General features: G+C 59.1%; 16 protein-coding genes. 15 read left to right on the forward strand and 1 reads right to left on the reverse strand.

The window, feature by feature from the left end; translation table 11 throughout:
* The first annotated feature begins 20 nt into the window (after positions 1-20).
* The 14 genes from nuoG (at position 21) to GTP46_RS17645 (ending at position 13,415) form a co-directional block, all read left to right on the forward strand.
* A complete protein-coding gene (gene nuoG / locus GTP46_RS17580; RefSeq protein ID WP_161007938.1) occupies positions 21-2,339 on the forward strand; it encodes an NADH-quinone oxidoreductase subunit NuoG in 2,319 nt (772 codons plus the stop codon).
* Complete coding sequence (gene nuoH / locus GTP46_RS17585) at positions 2,339-3,424, forward strand: NADH-quinone oxidoreductase subunit NuoH (protein WP_161007939.1); 1,086 nt, start codon at positions 2,339-2,341, stop codon at positions 3,422-3,424. Before nuoG ends, nuoH begins: the two co-directional genes overlap by 1 nt.
* Positions 3,425-3,436: 12 nt before the next feature.
* A complete protein-coding gene (nuoI, locus tag GTP46_RS17590) occupies positions 3,437-3,925 on the forward strand; it encodes an NADH-quinone oxidoreductase subunit NuoI (RefSeq protein WP_161007940.1) in 489 nt (162 codons plus the stop codon).
* A 75-nt stretch (positions 3,926-4,000) separates the two neighbouring features.
* Positions 4,001-4,642, forward strand: coding sequence for an NADH-quinone oxidoreductase subunit J (locus GTP46_RS17595; protein ID WP_161007941.1), 642 nt, complete (start codon positions 4,001-4,003; stop codon positions 4,640-4,642).
* Positions 4,639-4,947, forward strand: a complete 309-nt coding sequence (nuoK, locus tag GTP46_RS17600; protein ID WP_161007942.1) for an NADH-quinone oxidoreductase subunit NuoK — start codon at positions 4,639-4,641, stop codon at positions 4,945-4,947. Before GTP46_RS17595 ends, nuoK begins: the two co-directional genes overlap by 4 nt.
* A gap of 36 nt (positions 4,948-4,983) precedes the next feature.
* Positions 4,984-7,071 (forward strand): NADH-quinone oxidoreductase subunit L, encoded by a 2,088-nt coding sequence (gene nuoL, locus GTP46_RS17605; protein ID WP_161007943.1) that lies wholly within the window; start codon positions 4,984-4,986, stop codon positions 7,069-7,071.
* 31 nt (positions 7,072-7,102) lie between these two features.
* Positions 7,103-8,602 (forward strand): NADH-quinone oxidoreductase subunit M, encoded by a 1,500-nt coding sequence (locus tag GTP46_RS17610; protein WP_161007944.1) that lies wholly within the window; start codon positions 7,103-7,105, stop codon positions 8,600-8,602.
* Between the two features lie 19 nt (positions 8,603-8,621).
* Positions 8,622-10,136: an NADH-quinone oxidoreductase subunit NuoN gene (gene nuoN / locus GTP46_RS17615; RefSeq protein WP_161007945.1), complete on the forward strand. Its 1,515-nt coding sequence runs from the start codon at positions 8,622-8,624 to the stop codon at positions 10,134-10,136.
* Positions 10,136-10,441: a DUF2818 family protein gene (locus GTP46_RS17620; RefSeq protein WP_161007946.1), complete on the forward strand. Its 306-nt coding sequence runs from the start codon at positions 10,136-10,138 to the stop codon at positions 10,439-10,441. Before nuoN ends, GTP46_RS17620 begins: the two co-directional genes overlap by 1 nt.
* A gap of 33 nt (positions 10,442-10,474) precedes the next feature.
* Positions 10,475-11,026: an NUDIX domain-containing protein gene (locus tag GTP46_RS17625; RefSeq protein ID WP_161007947.1), complete on the forward strand. Its 552-nt coding sequence runs from the start codon at positions 10,475-10,477 to the stop codon at positions 11,024-11,026.
* The gene (locus GTP46_RS17630; protein WP_161007948.1) at positions 11,023-11,709 is read left to right on the forward strand and encodes a hypothetical protein; all 687 of its coding nucleotides are present in this window, start codon (positions 11,023-11,025) and stop codon (positions 11,707-11,709) included. The genes GTP46_RS17625 and GTP46_RS17630 overlap by 4 nt, the downstream gene beginning before the upstream one ends.
* An 8-nt stretch (positions 11,710-11,717) precedes the next feature.
* Positions 11,718-12,425, forward strand: coding sequence for a 2-C-methyl-D-erythritol 4-phosphate cytidylyltransferase (gene ispD, locus GTP46_RS17635; RefSeq protein ID WP_161007949.1), 708 nt, complete (start codon positions 11,718-11,720; stop codon positions 12,423-12,425).
* Between the two features lie 2 nt (positions 12,426-12,427).
* A complete protein-coding gene (ispF, locus tag GTP46_RS17640) occupies positions 12,428-12,916 on the forward strand; it encodes a 2-C-methyl-D-erythritol 2,4-cyclodiphosphate synthase (RefSeq protein WP_161007950.1) in 489 nt (162 codons plus the stop codon).
* Positions 12,917-13,109: 193 nt separating this feature from the next.
* Entirely contained in the window at positions 13,110-13,415 is a 306-nt protein-coding gene (locus tag GTP46_RS17645; RefSeq protein WP_229258999.1) for a hypothetical protein, read from the forward strand.
* Here GTP46_RS17645 and GTP46_RS17650 read toward each other — a convergent pair.
* Positions 13,412-14,656, reverse strand: a complete 1,245-nt coding sequence (locus tag GTP46_RS17650; protein ID WP_161007951.1) for an MFS transporter — start codon at positions 14,654-14,656, stop codon at positions 13,412-13,414. The genes GTP46_RS17645 and GTP46_RS17650 overlap by 4 nt on opposite strands.
* 100 nt (positions 14,657-14,756) lie before the next feature.
* On the opposite strand from GTP46_RS17650, the gene GTP46_RS17655 reads away from it, so the two are divergent.
* On the forward strand, positions 14,757-15,353 hold the full coding sequence (locus tag GTP46_RS17655; protein ID WP_161007952.1) for a TetR/AcrR family transcriptional regulator: 597 nt from the start codon (positions 14,757-14,759) through the stop codon (positions 15,351-15,353).
* Positions 15,354-15,431 lie beyond the last annotated feature (78 nt).

A 15,431-nucleotide genomic window follows, 5' to 3' on the forward strand; every position in this document is an offset into this window, starting at 1 on the left:
TGCGTCAGGTAACGATCATCATGGTTGAAATCGAAATAGACGGCAAAAAAGTCGAAGTCCCTGCTGGTAGCATGGTGATGGACGCCGCCAACAAATTGGGAACCTACATTCCGCACTTCTGCTATCACAAGAAATTGTCGATCGCTGCAAACTGCCGTATGTGCCTCGTCGAAGTGGAAAAGGCGCCTAAGCCTTTGCCAGCATGCGCCACGCCAGTATCGGCAGGCATGATTGTGCGCTCCGCTTCCGACAAGGCCGTACAGGCACAGAAGTCGGTGATGGAATTCCTGCTGATTAACCACCCACTGGACTGCCCGATCTGCGATCAGGGCGGCGAGTGCCAGCTGCAGGATTTGGCAGTCGGCTACGGCAAGGGCGATTCGCGCTACGAAGAAGACAAGCGCGTGGTAGCTCCTAAAGACGCCGGCCCGCTGGTCTCGATGCAAGAGATGGCGCGCTGCATTCAGTGCACCCGTTGCGTACGTTTCGGCCAGGAAGTGGCCGGCGTGATGGAACTGGGCATGATCGGCCGTGGCGAACACTCGGAAATTACCGCCTTCGTCGGCCAGACCGTGAATTCGGAAATGTCCGGCAATATGATCGACCTGTGCCCAGTTGGCGCACTGACCTCGAAGCCGTTCCGTTACAGCGCACGTAGCTGGGAACTGTCGCGTCGTAAATCGGTCTCGCCGCACGACGGCCTGGGCGCCAACCTGATCGTTCAGGTTAAAGGCGGCAAGGTCAAGCGCGTACTGCCACTGGAAAACGACGCCGTCAACGAGTGCTGGATTTCCGACAAGGACCGCTTCTCGTACGAAGGCCTGGACACCGCTGACCGTCTGACTCAGCCGATGCTGAAGCAGGGCGGCGAGTGGAAAGAAGTCGATTGGCAAACTGCGCTGGAATACGTGGCGCACGGCCTGAAAAACATCAAGCACGAACACGGCGTCAACGCACTGGCATCGGTCGCTACCCAGCACTCGACGCTGGAAGAGCTGCACCTGCTGCAAAAGCTGACCCGCGCCATGGGTTCGGACAGCGTGGAAACCCGTCTGCGTCAAAGCGATTTCTCGCTGGACGTAACGCCTTGGCTGGGCATGTCGATCACCGAATTCGGCGCACTGAACCGCGCTTTTGTGATCGGCTCGTTCCTGCGTAAGGATCACCCGCTGCTGGCCACCCGTCTGCGTACCGCAGTGAAGGGCGGCGCCAAGCTGTCGATCCTGCACGCAACCGACGACGACCTGCTGATGAACGTAGCGAACAAACTGATCGTTGCTCCATCGGAGTGGCTGTCGGCGCTGTCGCAAGTTGTAGTGGCCGTAGCGAAAGCCAAAGAAGTGGCAGCTCCTGCCGGCTTCGACGGCGTGCAAGTTTCGGACGCGGCGACCGCGATCGCTGCTTCGCTGCTGTCGGGCGAGAACAAAGCCGTCTTCCTGGGCAACGCTGCAACCCAGCACCCACAAGCTGCCGCGCTGCACGCAGCCGCACAGTGGATCGCTGAACAAACCGGCGCCAAGCTGGGCTACCTGACCGAAGCAGCCAACACCGTTGGTTCCTACATCGTCAACGCCAACGCCGGCAAGGCAGCTGCCTTCACCGAGCCGAAGCAAGCCTACCTGCTGCTGAACGCCGAGCCAGAACTGGACGCGTACAACCCACAAGCTGCCGTCGCCGCGCTGAAAAAAGCCGAGATGGTGGTTGTGATGTCCGCTTACAAACACGGCCAGGACTACGCTGACGTGCTGCTGCCGATTTCGCCATTCAGCGAAACTTCGGGCACCTTCGTCAATGCTGAAGGCCGCGCACAAAGCTTCAACGGCACCGTCAAGCCGCTGCTGGAAACCCGCCCTGCGTGGAAAGTCCTGCGCGTGCTGGGTAACGTACTGGGCCTGCCGGGCTTCGACTACGACACCTCGGAAGCGATCCGCGACGAAGTGCTGGGCGCCGGCGTGACCGACGTTTCGGCCAAGCTCAACAACGTATCGAAACTGGCTCTGACCGCTGCTACCGCAGTGTCGACCGGCACCGAACGTATTGCCGACGTACCGATTTACTTTGCCGACGCCGTGGTGCGCCGCGCCGAGTCGCTGCAGAAGATGGCCGACGCGGCTGCGCCGCAAGCGCACCTGTCGAGCGCTCTGGCACAGCAACTGGGTGTAGCCGCTGGCGACAAGGTCAAAGTATCGCAAGGTTCCGGCAGCGCGATTCTGGTCGCCGCTGTTGACGCCAAACTGCCAGCCAACGCCGTGCGCGTGGCCGCTGCTCACGCATCGACCGCAGCACTGGGCGGCATGTTCGGTTCCATCACTGTAGAAAAAGCAGGAGAGGTGAAATAATGGCTCTGCCTGAATTCGTCACATCGCTGTACACGCTGGGCGAGACCAGCGTGCTGGCGCCAGTCTGGCCTGTGCTCTGGGCACTGATCAAAGTCCTGTGCGTGCTACTGCCGCTGATGGGCCTGGTTGCTTACGCCACCCTGTGGGAACGTAAGTTCATCGGCTGGATCCAGATCCGCGTCGGTCCTAACCGCGTTGGTCCATTGGGCCTGCTGCAACCAATCGCTGACGCGCTGAAGCTGCTGTTCAAAGAGATCATCACCCCGGCCAAGGCTAACCCTGGCCTGTTCGTGATCGGTCCGATCATGACCATCATGCCGGCACTGGCGTGCTGGTCGGTGGTGCCGATGGGCCCGCAAGCTGTGATCGCTAACGTCAACGCCGGTCTGTTGCTGCTGATGGCGATTACTTCGATGGAAGTCTACGGCATCATCATCGCCGGCTGGGCGTCGAACTCGAAGTACTCCTTCATGGGCGCGATGCGCGCTTCGGCACAGATGATCTCCTACGAAATCCCGATGGGCTTCGTACTGGTGGTGGTGCTGATGGTGTCCGGTTCGCTGAACTTCATCGACATCGTTCAGGGTCAAGAGCGCGGCATGTTCGCTGCCCAAGGCCTGAACTTCCTGTCGTGGAACTTCATTCCGCTGCTGCCGCTGTTCGTGGTCTACCTGACCTCCGGCCTGGCCGAGTGCAACCGTCACCCGTTCGACGTGGTGGAAGGTGAGTCCGAGATCGTTGCCGGTCACATGGTGGAATACTCGGGTATGGCCTACGCCATGTTCATGCTGGCCGAATACGCCAACATGATCCTGATCGCCACGCTGGGTTCGATCATGTTCCTGGGCGGCTGGTCGGCGCCGTTTGCCTTCCTCGAATTCTGGGGCGGTTTCGGTGGCTTCTTCTGGTTGTTCGCTAAAGCGTTCTTCCTGGTCTCCGTCTTCATCTGGGTGCGCGGTACTTTCCCACGCTACCGTTACGACCAGATCATGCGTCTGGGCTGGAAAGTGTTCATCCCGCTGACTCTGGTGTGGCTGGTGCTGGTTGCCGGCTGGATGCAGACCTCCTGGAATATCTGGAAGTAAGGAATAAAGATTATGGAACGTTTAAAAGATTTCGTCGGCAGCTTCATGCTGACCGAGCTGATCAAAGGGATGGCGCTGACGGGCAAGTACATGTTCTCGCGCAAAATCACCGTGCAGTATCCGGAAGAGAAGACGCCGATGTCGCCTCGCTTCCGCGGTCTGCACGCGCTGCGCCGCTATCCAAATGGTGAAGAGCGCTGTATCGCTTGCAAACTGTGCGAAGCAGTGTGCCCGGCGATGGCCATTACCATCGAATCGGAACAGCGCGACGACGGTTCGCGCCGTACCACGCGTTACGACATCGACCTGACCAAGTGCATCTTCTGCGGTTTCTGCGAAGAGTCGTGCCCGGTTGATTCGATCGTTGAAACGCACGTGCTGGAATACCACGGCGAAAAACGCGGCGATCTGTACTACACGAAAGAGATGCTGCTGGCCGTAGGCGACCGTTATGAAGACGATATCGCCGCAGCCCGCGCAGCGGACGCTCCTTATCGCTGACGAAACGCGGGCCGAACTTCGGTGAGGCCCGCAACAGCGATTTGATCAACAAACTGTACGTCTCTTGGGTTAGTTATGGAATTTAAAACTATTTTGTTCTACGTCTTCGCGGCCATCATGGTATTGGCCTCGACGCGCGTAATTACGGCCCGTAATCCGGTGCATGCGGCACTGTTCCTGGTGCTGGCGTTCTTCAACGCCGCCGGCATCTGGATGCTGCTGGAGGCCGAGTTCCTGGCCATCGTGCTGGTACTGGTCTACGTTGGCGCCGTGATGGTGCTGTTCCTGTTCGTGGTGATGATGCTCGACATCGACACCGACAAGCTGCGCGAAAACTTCTGGGGCTACCTGCCGGTTGCCTCGCTGGTTGGCGTGGTAATCGTGCTGGAAATGGCTGCTGTGCTGTGGCGCTCCTTCCTGTCGTTCGACCAGCAGGCAGTCAATGCCGGCAATATCGGCGGCACCAAGGAACTGGGCCTGCTGATCTACACCAAATACATCTACGGCTTTGAAATCGCCGCCGCCATCTTGCTGGTCGCGATTATTGCTGCTGTAGCGCTGACCCTGCGCAAGCGCAAGGACACCAAACACTTCGACCCAGCCGACGCTGTCCGCGTCAAGCGTAATGACCGCCTGAAGATCGTCAAGATCGACCCGGTCAGCGCGCGCGCAGCAGGCGCGGCTGACTCGAATTCAGAAGTTAAGGAGGCACCATGACTTTATCCCTGGCTCACTACCTCGTCCTGGGCGCGATCCTGTTCGCGATCTCGATCGTTGGTATTTTCCTGAACCGCAAGAACATCATCGTCCTGCTGATGGCCATCGAACTGATGCTGCTGGCAGTGAATATGAACTTCATCGCGTTCTCGCATTACCTCGGTGATGCGGCAGGCCAAATCTTTGTCTTCTTTATCTTGACCGTTGCTGCTGCCGAATCGGCCATCGGCCTCGCGATTCTGGTGGTGCTGTTCCGTAATCTGGACACCATCAACGTAGAAGACCTGGATAGCCTGAAGGGCTAAGTTTTAACCTCCGAAAAATAACGATTAAGGTTCATCATGGCGGGTACACTTAACGCTAATCTCTTGCTAGCCGTACCGCTGGCGCCCCTCGCGGGCGCGGCGGTAGCAGGTTTGCTGGGAACACAATTCTTCGGCAACGTGGTCGGTCGCAAGACCGTGACTGCGGCGACCATCCTGGGCGTGCTGGTAGCATTCATCATTTCGGCGTTCACGCTGAATGATGTGATCAACGGCGCAGGCTTCAACGGCACCATCTACAACTGGATGACCGTGGCCGGCATGAAAATGGAAGTCGGCTTCCAGATCGATTCGCTGTCGGCGATGATGATGTGCGTGGTGACCTTCGTGTCGCTGATGGTGCACATCTACACCATCGGCTACATGGCGGAAGACGAAGGCTATAACCGCTTCTTCTCCTACATCTCGCTGTTCACCTTCTCCATGCTGATGCTGGTGATGTCGAACAACTTCCTGCAGCTGTTCTTCGGCTGGGAAGCAGTGGGCCTGGTGTCTTACCTGCTGATCGGCTTCTGGTACACCCGTCCGACCGCTATCTTCGCTAACATGAAGGCCTTCCTGGTCAACCGTGTGGGTGACTTCGGCTTCATCCTGGGTATCGGCCTGCTGCTGGCTTACGCTGGTTCGATGAACTATCAGGAAGTATTTGCCAAGCGCGAAGCGCTGGCGCTGCTGACCCTGCCTGGCACCGACTGGATGCTGCTGACCGTGGCCTGTATCTGCCTGTTCATCGGCGCGATGGGTAAATCGGCGCAGTTCCCACTGCACGTGTGGCTGCCTGACTCGATGGAAGGTCCAACCCCGATCTCGGCACTGATTCACGCGGCAACCATGGTTACCGCTGGTATCTTCATGGTGTCGCGCATGTCGCCGCTGTTCGAACTGTCGGATACCGCGCTGTCGTTCATCATCATCATCGGCTCGATTACCGCGCTGTTCATGGGCTTCCTGGGCATCATCCAGAACGACATCAAACGCGTTGTGGCTTACTCGACCCTGTCGCAGCTGGGCTACATGACCGTGGCGCTGGGTTGCTCGGCTTACTCGGTAGCTGTGTTCCACCTGATGACCCACGCGTTCTTCAAGGCACTGCTGTTCCTTGGCGCTGGTTCGGTCATTATCGGTATGCACCACGATCAAGACATCCGCAACATGGGTGGCCTGCGCAAGTACATGCCGATCACCTGGATCACCTCGCTGCTGGGCTCGCTGGCTCTGATCGGTACGCCGTTCTTCTCGGGCTTCTACTCGAAAGACTCGATCATCGAAGCCGTGGCTGAGACCCACATCGTTGGTGCTGGTTTCGCACAGTTCGCCGTACTGGCTGGCGTTTTCGTGACTGCGTTCTACTCGTTCCGTATGTACTTCCTGGTATTCCACGGCGAAGAGCGTTTCGGCAAAGCCCACGCACACGACGACCATCATGCTCCGGCTGTTGCCGCACATGACGACCACGGTCACGACGACCACGGTCATGACGAAGACCACGACGACCACGCTCACCATGGTCTGGAGCCTGGCCAGAAACCGCATGAATCGCCATTCGTGGTCTGGTTCCCGCTGGTTGCGCTGGCGATCCCGTCGGTCATTATCGGTGCCCTGGCTATCGGTCCTATGCTGTTCGGTGACTTCTTCAAAGGCGTGATCTTCGTCGGCGAAAACCACCACGCAATGGAAGAGCTGGCACACGAGTTCCACGGTCCAGTCGCCATGGCGATCCACTCGCTGACTTCGCTGCCGCTGTGGCTGGCGATCGCTGGTGTGGCATCGTCGTACTACTGCTACATGATCAATCCACGCGTACCAGCATGGTTCTTCGCCAAGTTCCACGCTGTGCACACGCTGCTGGACAACAAGTACTACATGGACAAGTTCAATCAGGCAGTCTTCGCAGGCGGCGCACGTCTGCTGGGTGAAGGCCTGTGGAACTTCGGCGACAAGAAACTGATCGACGGCCTGCTGGTGAACGGCAGCGCCAAACTGGTTGGTTGGTTCTCGACGCTGACCCGCCTGGCGCAGACCGGTTACATCTACCACTATGCGTTTGTCATGATCCTCGGCATTCTGGGGTTCCTGGTCTACTTCCTGCCGTTTTGGCACGCTTAATTAGCTGATACGCAAAGAGATAACGATAACCATGATGCAGTCCACCATATCTACTCTACCTCCGTACCTGAGCCTGGCGATCTGGCTCCCGATTGTTTTCGGTCTGATCGTCCTGGCTGTAGGCCGTGACAGCAACGCGGGCTTTACCCGCGTGCTGACCCTGATCGGTTCCATCGTCAGCTTCGGCGCGACGATCCCGCTGATCACCAACTTTGACAATGCCGCCCACGGCATGCAGTTCGTCGAAAAAGCGCCGTGGATCGAGCGCTTCAATATCTGGTACTCGCTGGGTATCGACGGCCTGTCGCTGTGGTTCGTGCCGCTGACCGCCTTCATCACCATCATCGTGGTGATCTCGGCCTGGCAAGTGATCCAGAAGCGCGTCGCTCAATACATGGGCGCGTTCCTGATCCTGTCCGGCATCATGATCGGCGTGTTCACCGCCACCGACGGCCTGCTGTTCTACTTCTTCTTTGAAGCGACCCTGATCCCGATGTACATCATCATCGGTATCTGGGGCGGCGAGAACCGCGTGTATGCGTCGTTCAAGTTCTTCCTGTACACCTTCTTCGGCTCGCTGCTGACGCTGGTTGCCATCGTCTACCTGTACAACGTGACCGGTAGCTGGGACATCCTGTACTGGCACAAAACGCCGCTGACGATGAAAGAACAGATCTTCATCTTCCTGGCCTTCTTCATGGCGTTTGCCGTGAAAGTACCGATGTTCCCGGTCCACACCTGGCTGCCGGACGTCCACGTGGAAGCGCCAACCGGCGGTTCCGCTGTGCTGGCTGCGATCATGCTGAAACTGGGTGCTTACGGCTTCCTGCGTTTCTCGCTGCCGATCACCCCGGACGCATCGCACTACCTGTCGGGCTTTGTGATTACCCTGTCGCTGATCGCCGTGATCTACGTCGGCCTGGTGGCACTGGTACAGAAAGACATGAAAAAGCTGGTCGCCTACTCGTCGATCGCGCACATGGGCTTTGTGACCCTGGGCTTCTTCGTCTTCAACAACATGGCAGTGCAGGGCGCCATCATGCAAATGATCTCGCACGGTTTCGTGTCGGGCGCAATGTTCCTGTGCATCGGCGTGCTGTACGACCAGGCACACTCACGCAACATCGCCGACTACGGTGGTGTGGTCAACAAGATGCCTAAGTTTGCTGCCTTCTTCATCCTGTTCTCGATGGCCAACTGCGGCCTGCCAGCAACCTCCGGTTTCGTCGGCGAGTTCATGGTGATCCTGGGCGCTACCCAGTACAACTTCTGGATCGGCCTGCTGGCAGCAACGGCGCTGATCTTCGGTGCAGCGTACTCGCTGTGGATGGCCAAGCGCGTCATCTTCGGCAAAGTGGCTAACCACCACGTGGCGGAACTGGTCGACCTGAACGGTCGCGAGTTCTTCATGCTGGGTATCCTGGCTGTTGCAACGCTGTACATGGGCCTGTACCCAGCACCATTCACCGACACGATGCAAACCTCGGTCGCTGACCTGCTGGCGCACGTCGCACACAGCAAGCTGCCTTAAGTAGAACGGAAACACATAAATGATTACACCTAATCCACAAGACGCCGCAAACGTCGTGAACCTGGTCCCGGCGTATGCCGAGGTCGCGCTGCTGATCGGTGCTTCTGCCATCCTGTTGATCGACATGTTCCTGTCCAAGGCACAGCGTTCGATCACCTACGTGCTGTCCCTGCTGACGCTGCTGGTTTGCGCCGGCTTCAGCTACTGTGACTTCGCTTCGGGCTCGACGGTCTATACCTTCCACGGTATGTTCGTCTCCGATCCGATGGCCAACCTGCTGAAACTGTTCACCTACCTGACCGTGGGTATGACGCTGGTGTATTCGCGCCAGTATGCTGACGACCGCGGCATGTTGTCCGGTAACCTGGGCGGCGAGTTCTACGTGTTGGCGCTGTTCGCCATGCTGGGCCAGCTGATCATGATCTCGGGCTCGAACTTCCTGTCGATCTACCTGGGCGTGGAACTGATGTCGCTGTCGCTGTACGCGCTGGTGGCACTGCGCCGCGACAACCACAAAGCGACCGAAGCTGCGATGAAGTACTTCATCCTGGGCGCACTGGCGTCGGGCTTCCTGCTGTACGGTATCTCGATGCTGTACGGCGCGACCGGCACGCTGGACATCCGTGGCGTTTCGGCTGCTGTGGCTGCCGGCACCATCAAGCCGACCATCCTGGTATTCGGTATCGTATTCCTGGTGGCTGGCCTGGCCTTCAAACTGGGCGCCGTACCATTCCACATGTGGGTACCGGACGTCTACGATGGTTCGCCAACTGCGGTGACCCTGCTGCTGGGCGGCGCGCCTAAGATCGCTACCTTCGCTATCTGCATCCGCCTGCTGGTGGAAGGCCTGCTGCCGATGGCATTCGACTGGCAGCAAATGCTGCTGGTGCTGGCTGTGCTGTCGCTGGCGATCGGTAACCTGACCGCTATCGCGCAGACCAACATCAAGCGTATGCTGGCTTACTCGACCATCGCTCAAATCGGCTTCGTGCTGCTGGGCCTGCTGTCGGGCGTGGCTGGCACCACCGACCGTACCGGCATCGCTGCTGCGTACAGCGGCGCCATGTACTACGTGATCACCTATGTGCTGACCACCGTTGGCACCTTCGGCACCTTGATGCTGCTGTCGCGCGCCGGTTTCGACGCCGATAACATCAGCGACTTCAAAGGCCTGAGCAAGCGTAGTGGCTGGTTCGCAGTGGTCATGACCATCCTGCTGTTCTCGCTGGCTGGCGTGCCTCCGATGATGGGTTTTGCTGCCAAGTTCGCCGTGCTGAACTCGGTGCTGGGCACTGGCCAGATCTGGCTGACCGTGTTCGCAGTGATGTTCTCGCTGATCGGCGCGTTCTACTACCTGCGCGTTATCAAACACATCTGGTTCGATGAGCCAGAAGATAACACCCCGCTGGCAGCATACGGTGACGTCAAGCTGGTCCTGAGCCTGAACGGCCTGGCCATCGTGGCACTCGGCGTACTGCCTGGCCCGCTGCTGGCAGCGTGCCTGACCGCCATCAAGGTAACCCTCGCTACCTGATGGATACCTCCAGCGCCGGCTGGTTGGTGATCGCGATTGCAATCGCGGCTGCCAACCTGCCGTTCTTCAACGACAAAGTCTTCGCGCTGCTGCCGGGTAAATGGCAGCGCAAGCCGCTGTATGTGCGGCTGCTGGAAATGGCAGCGCTGTACTTTGTCGTTGGCTTCATTGGCTTCACCCTCGAAGACCAAATTGGCACGCGGTTCCCGCAAGTCAAAGAGTTCTACATGATTACCGTGCCGCTGTTCGTGGTGCTTGGTTTCCCCGGTTTCATCGTCCGCTACCTGCGCAAGGCTCACGGCTGATACACTATCGTTCTTCAACGATGTGGAGCAGTGATGGACAATCTCAAAGAAACGCATGTAGACGGTGAACTGGTCTACCAAGGCCACTTCCTCAAAGTCCAGCGCGACACCATACAACTCCCCGACGGCAAGCGCACTGCGCGCGAATACATCCTGCATCCTGGTGCGGTGGTGATTTTGCCGCTGCTCGATGACGGCACGGTGCTGATGGAGCGCCAATATCGCTATCCACTGCGCGACGTGTTCATTGAATTCCCAGCCGGGAAAATCGACAAGGGTGAAGACACACTGGTCGCGGCCAAGCGCGAGTTGGAAGAAGAAACCGGCTACAGCGGCGGCGAGTGGCAGTTCGTCACCAAGATCCATAATGCGATTGCGTATTCTGACGAGCATCTCGACCTGTATCTCGCTCGCGGCTTGAAGGCCGGCGCTTCCAGGCTGGACGAAGGCGAATTCCTGGAGACCTTCACCGCCACCATCGACGAGCTGCTGGAGTGGGTACGCACCGGTAAAATCACCGACGTGAAAACCGTGATCGGCATCTTCTGGCTGGAGAAGCTGCGCGCGGGCGACTGGAAACTATGAAAACCGTTTTGGCTCTTGTTGGCTTGCTCGCCGTTGGTGGTGTGCAGGCGGCGGAGCGCACGCCGTTCCAGATACGCTGCGAGGACTCGATCAGCAAAACTGTGTCGGTGCTGTCGTCGCAGCAGAACGGTTTCACCATCAACAACCAATTGCCATACCACGCGCTGACCGTTAAAGCCGGTAGCATGGACAACCGCATGGAGACGCTAGGCCTCACCGTGACCAAGGGCCTGTACAAGGTCAAGCTGGGCGGGCCGGTGCTGCAGGATGCGGCCAGCGGCTACGAGTGCATCGCGCCGAAGGTGGATGTGTCGTTGAATTATTCGCCGGTGCTGATCTACGTCGGCAACGAGTTCGCGCCCGGTACGTGCCCCTACAAAGAGATCCTTGAACACGAACAGCGCCATCTTAAAGCCTATATGGACAACCTGGCGCGCGTGGAAAAAGTGGTGACGGAAGCTCTGAATAAACGCTTCGCCGGACAGCCGATGTATGCGCCGTCTGGCACCGCCATGTCGGCGCTGGAACATGAGATCAGCAGCACGTGGTTCCCGTTCATTCAAAGCGAATTCGATAAAGGCAAAATCGAGCAGGCCAAGATCGACACACCGGAAGAATACGCCCGCTTGGGCAAGACCTGTAATGGCGAGATCGCGGACATCATCGCGCGACGCCGCAGATAAAGAAAGTTATGACGAAATATTTTGCACTGCTGCCAGCCGCCGGTGTCGGCGCGCGCATGGCGGCGAATGGGCCGAAACAATATCTGACCGTGGGCGGCAAGCCGATGCTGCGCCACGCGGTTGACGCCTTCCGCGCGTCGCCGCTGGTGGCGCACACCTATGTGGTGGTCAGTCCCGATGATGGCGTAATTGATTCCGTGTTGCCGGCCGATCTGGATGGCGTGACGGTCCTGCGCTGCGGCGGTGCGACACGCATGGACTCCGTGCTGAACGGCCTGCGCGCGCTTGACGGCCAGCTTGCCGATGGTGACATGGTCATGGTCCACGACGCCGCGCGACCCGGTCTGACGCCAGCGCTGATCGCGCGCCTGATCGAAGGTGTTGGCGACGACCCCGCTGGCGGCCTGCTTGCCTTGCCAGTGGTCGACACCATGAAGCGCAGCGCGCCCGGAGCCGAAGGTGCGAGCGTCAGCGCAGCGACCGTGCCACGCAACGGCCTGTGGTCCGCACAAACGCCGCAAATGTTCAGCTACGCGCTGCTGCTGCGTGCCTTGGGCAGCGCCCCCGATGCCAACGCCATCACCGATGATGCCAGCGCCGTCGAGATACTCGGCTACGCGCCACGGCTAGTCGAAGGCCATCCACGAAATTTAAAAGTAACGCTGCCAGCGGATATCCGCATCGCCGAGATGTACCTGGCTAACAAGGAAGACTAAACATGAGCAAACTCCCATTCCGCATCGGCCAAGGCTATGATTGCCACGCGCTGGTGGAAGGCCGCAAGCTGATCATCGGCGGCGTCGATATTCCTCACCACGTCGGCCTGCTGGGGCACTCGGATGCCGACGTGCTGCTGCACGCTATCACCGATTCGATCCTGGGCGCCGCCGCGTTAGGCGATATCGGCAAACACTTCCCGGACACCGATCCTGAATTCAAAGGCGCGGATTCGCGCAAGCTGCTGAAGGAAGCGGCAAAGCGCGTAGTGGCGACCGGCTACAGCATCGGCAACATCGACTGCACCATCATCGCCCAGCGTCCGAAAATGGCGCCGCACATCACGACCATGCGCGCCAACATCGCCGAAGATTTGGGCGTGGACATCAGCCAGATCAACGTCAAAGCCAAAACCAACGAAAAGCTGGGCTACCTTGGCCGCGAAGAAGGCATCGCCGCCGAATCGGTCGCGCTGCTGATTGCCATTTAACCATTCGGGGTCAGCTCTGTCATTTGGACAAGCGTGGACAATCTTTGAGAAATATCAAAACATTTCGTCTAATTCTGGGGCAGATCTCGTAGTCGGATTTGTAGCAGGAGCAGAGCCGAAGGATTTGAGATATCTCAATTGTCGTTCCTGCTTGTCCAAATGACAGAGCTGACCCCGAATTTCTTGAGGAGTTATGATGGCACGCGATATTTATGCTTATCGGCAGTTGGTGGTGGAGTCGGTGGAGGAGGGCGGACGGGTGGTGATGCGGCCGGCGTCTGGCCAGGCTTATGCCACTGATCTGAATGTGCATTGCTCGCGTCACTTGAGTGACACGAGCGTTTATCCGCTTGGGACTGTCTTTCTGGTCAACGCTAAATTAACTGATCGCCTCGGCGGCGATCAGTATCTCTACGTTTGGCATGGCGATGAAATCAAGGTGCTGTCGGACAGTGAGGCCGAGGTGTTTCTCGGCGCTTACCGTCGCGTTCGTCTTTAATGCACGGCGTGCAGTTTGACTGATGGCTGGCCGTCATCTTTGGCCCACACGGCAATCAGTACTGCCATGGCCAGCGCCAGCGCGCCACCCAGTGCCATCGCACCTGACACACCAGTGTGATCGACCGTCATGCCGCCCACCAGCGCACCGCTGGCCAGCGCGATCTGCACGATCGAGACGAACACCGCGCCACCGCTTTCCATCGCATGCGGCGCCGCCTGGAAGATCCAGGTCTGCACCGAGATCGGCATCATGCCAAAGCCCACGCCCCACACCACCACCAGCGCCGTTGCCGCCCACGCATTTGCGCCCAGCAGCGGCAGCGCGCCGATCGCCACGCCCAGCGTGATACCGGTGACGATCAGCGAGGTGCGCACGCTACGCGCCACCAGCGTACCGCCGATCAGGTTACCGACGAAGCCGGCCGCGCCATACGCCAGCAGCAGGGTGCTGATGGTGGTCGCGCCCAAGTGCGTCACCTGGCTGAGGAAGGGCGTGATGTAGGTGTACGCCGAGAACTGGCCAAGGAACACCAGTACGGTCGCCAGGATGCCCAGCCGCGCTTTTGATACGCGCAGCAGTTCCGGCAGCTGGCGGAAGGTGATGGCTTTTTCCGGCGGCAGTTTGGGCAGCAGATACATCTGCGTCAGCAGTACCAGTAGGCCGACCACACCGGCTGCTTCGAAGGCGGTGCGCCAGCCGAACAGTTCGCCGATGAAGGCGCCTGCCGGCACGCCGGCCACGGTGCCGACCGAGACGCCAGCAAACACCACCGCAGTGGCGCGCGTCGCCGCTTCCGGCGATACCAGCCGCGTACTGAGCGCCGGACCGATGGCCCAGAAACCGCCGACACCGATGCCCAGCAGCGCACGTCCGATCAGGATCAGCGGGAAGGAGTGCGATAGCGCGACCAGTGCATTCGACAGCACCAGCGTCGCAGTCAGGCCCCAGATCACGTAGCGGCGATCGGTCTTGCCGACGCCGACGGTAACCAGCACAGCCGCCAGCGCCGCCACCAGGCCGGGCACGGTGACCATCATGCCGGCGATGCCTTCGGTGACACCCAGCTCGGCGGCGATGGCAGGCAGCAGGCCGACCGGCAGGAATTCAGTAGTCACCAGCGCAAAAGCGCCAATGGCGACCGATAGCACGGCTAGCCACGGCGAACCATGCGGCGGACGAACGGGGGTGTTAGTGGGAGAGGACGCTTCCTCGCGGAGCGCATTGTTTTGGTTTTGCATGACGAATTCCTTAGATCGGTAAAAATGCTTGAGTTTTTTACTGGTCGGTTCATAATGTCGGTTGGGAAGTACTTTGTCAATGAATTTTTAACCGAATGGTATGAAAGAGCGAAAAATCGGCCGCCCACGCACCTTTGATGCGGACAATGCGCTGGAAAAGGCCATGAAAGTGTTCTGGGAGAAGGGCTACGAAGGCAGCTCGCTGCCCGAGTTGACCGAGGCCATGGGGATGAACCGTCCCAGCCTGTATGCCGTCTTTGGCAACAAGGAGAATCTGTTCCGGCTGGCCCTGGAGCGCTACGGCGCCACGCACGATCCGCTGTTCGACGCCGCGCTGGAGCTGAAAACCGCGCACGCCGTGGTCGAGCACTTCCTGCGCGGTAACGCCGACGCCCAGACCGAGGAAGAAGCGCCGCACGGCTGCCTGGTCATCAACGGCGCGTTGGTCTGCAGTGATGACGCGCTGCCGATCCGCAATTCTCTGATCGAACGCCGGGCAGCTGCCGAGGTGCGCCTGCGCGAACGCTTCGAGCGCGCCAAGGTAGAGGGCGACTTGCCGGCCGATTTCTGCGCCAGCCAGATGGCGCGCTACGTGATGACGGTGTCCAACGGCATGGCCGTACAGGCCGCCGCCGGTGCGACCCGCAAGCAGCTGCAGGAAGTGGTGGACCAGGTGCTGCGCGGCTGGCCCGCATAATTGCGTTGCTTTTCACATACAAATTTTGTCAATATGAAATTTATATTGCAAATTTGAAATTGAAGGGTACAATGCTTT

Origin of the sequence: Duganella flavida (assembly GCF_009857445.1) — a bacterium.
Taxonomy (GTDB): domain Bacteria; phylum Pseudomonadota; class Gammaproteobacteria; order Burkholderiales; family Burkholderiaceae_D; genus Rugamonas; species Rugamonas flavida.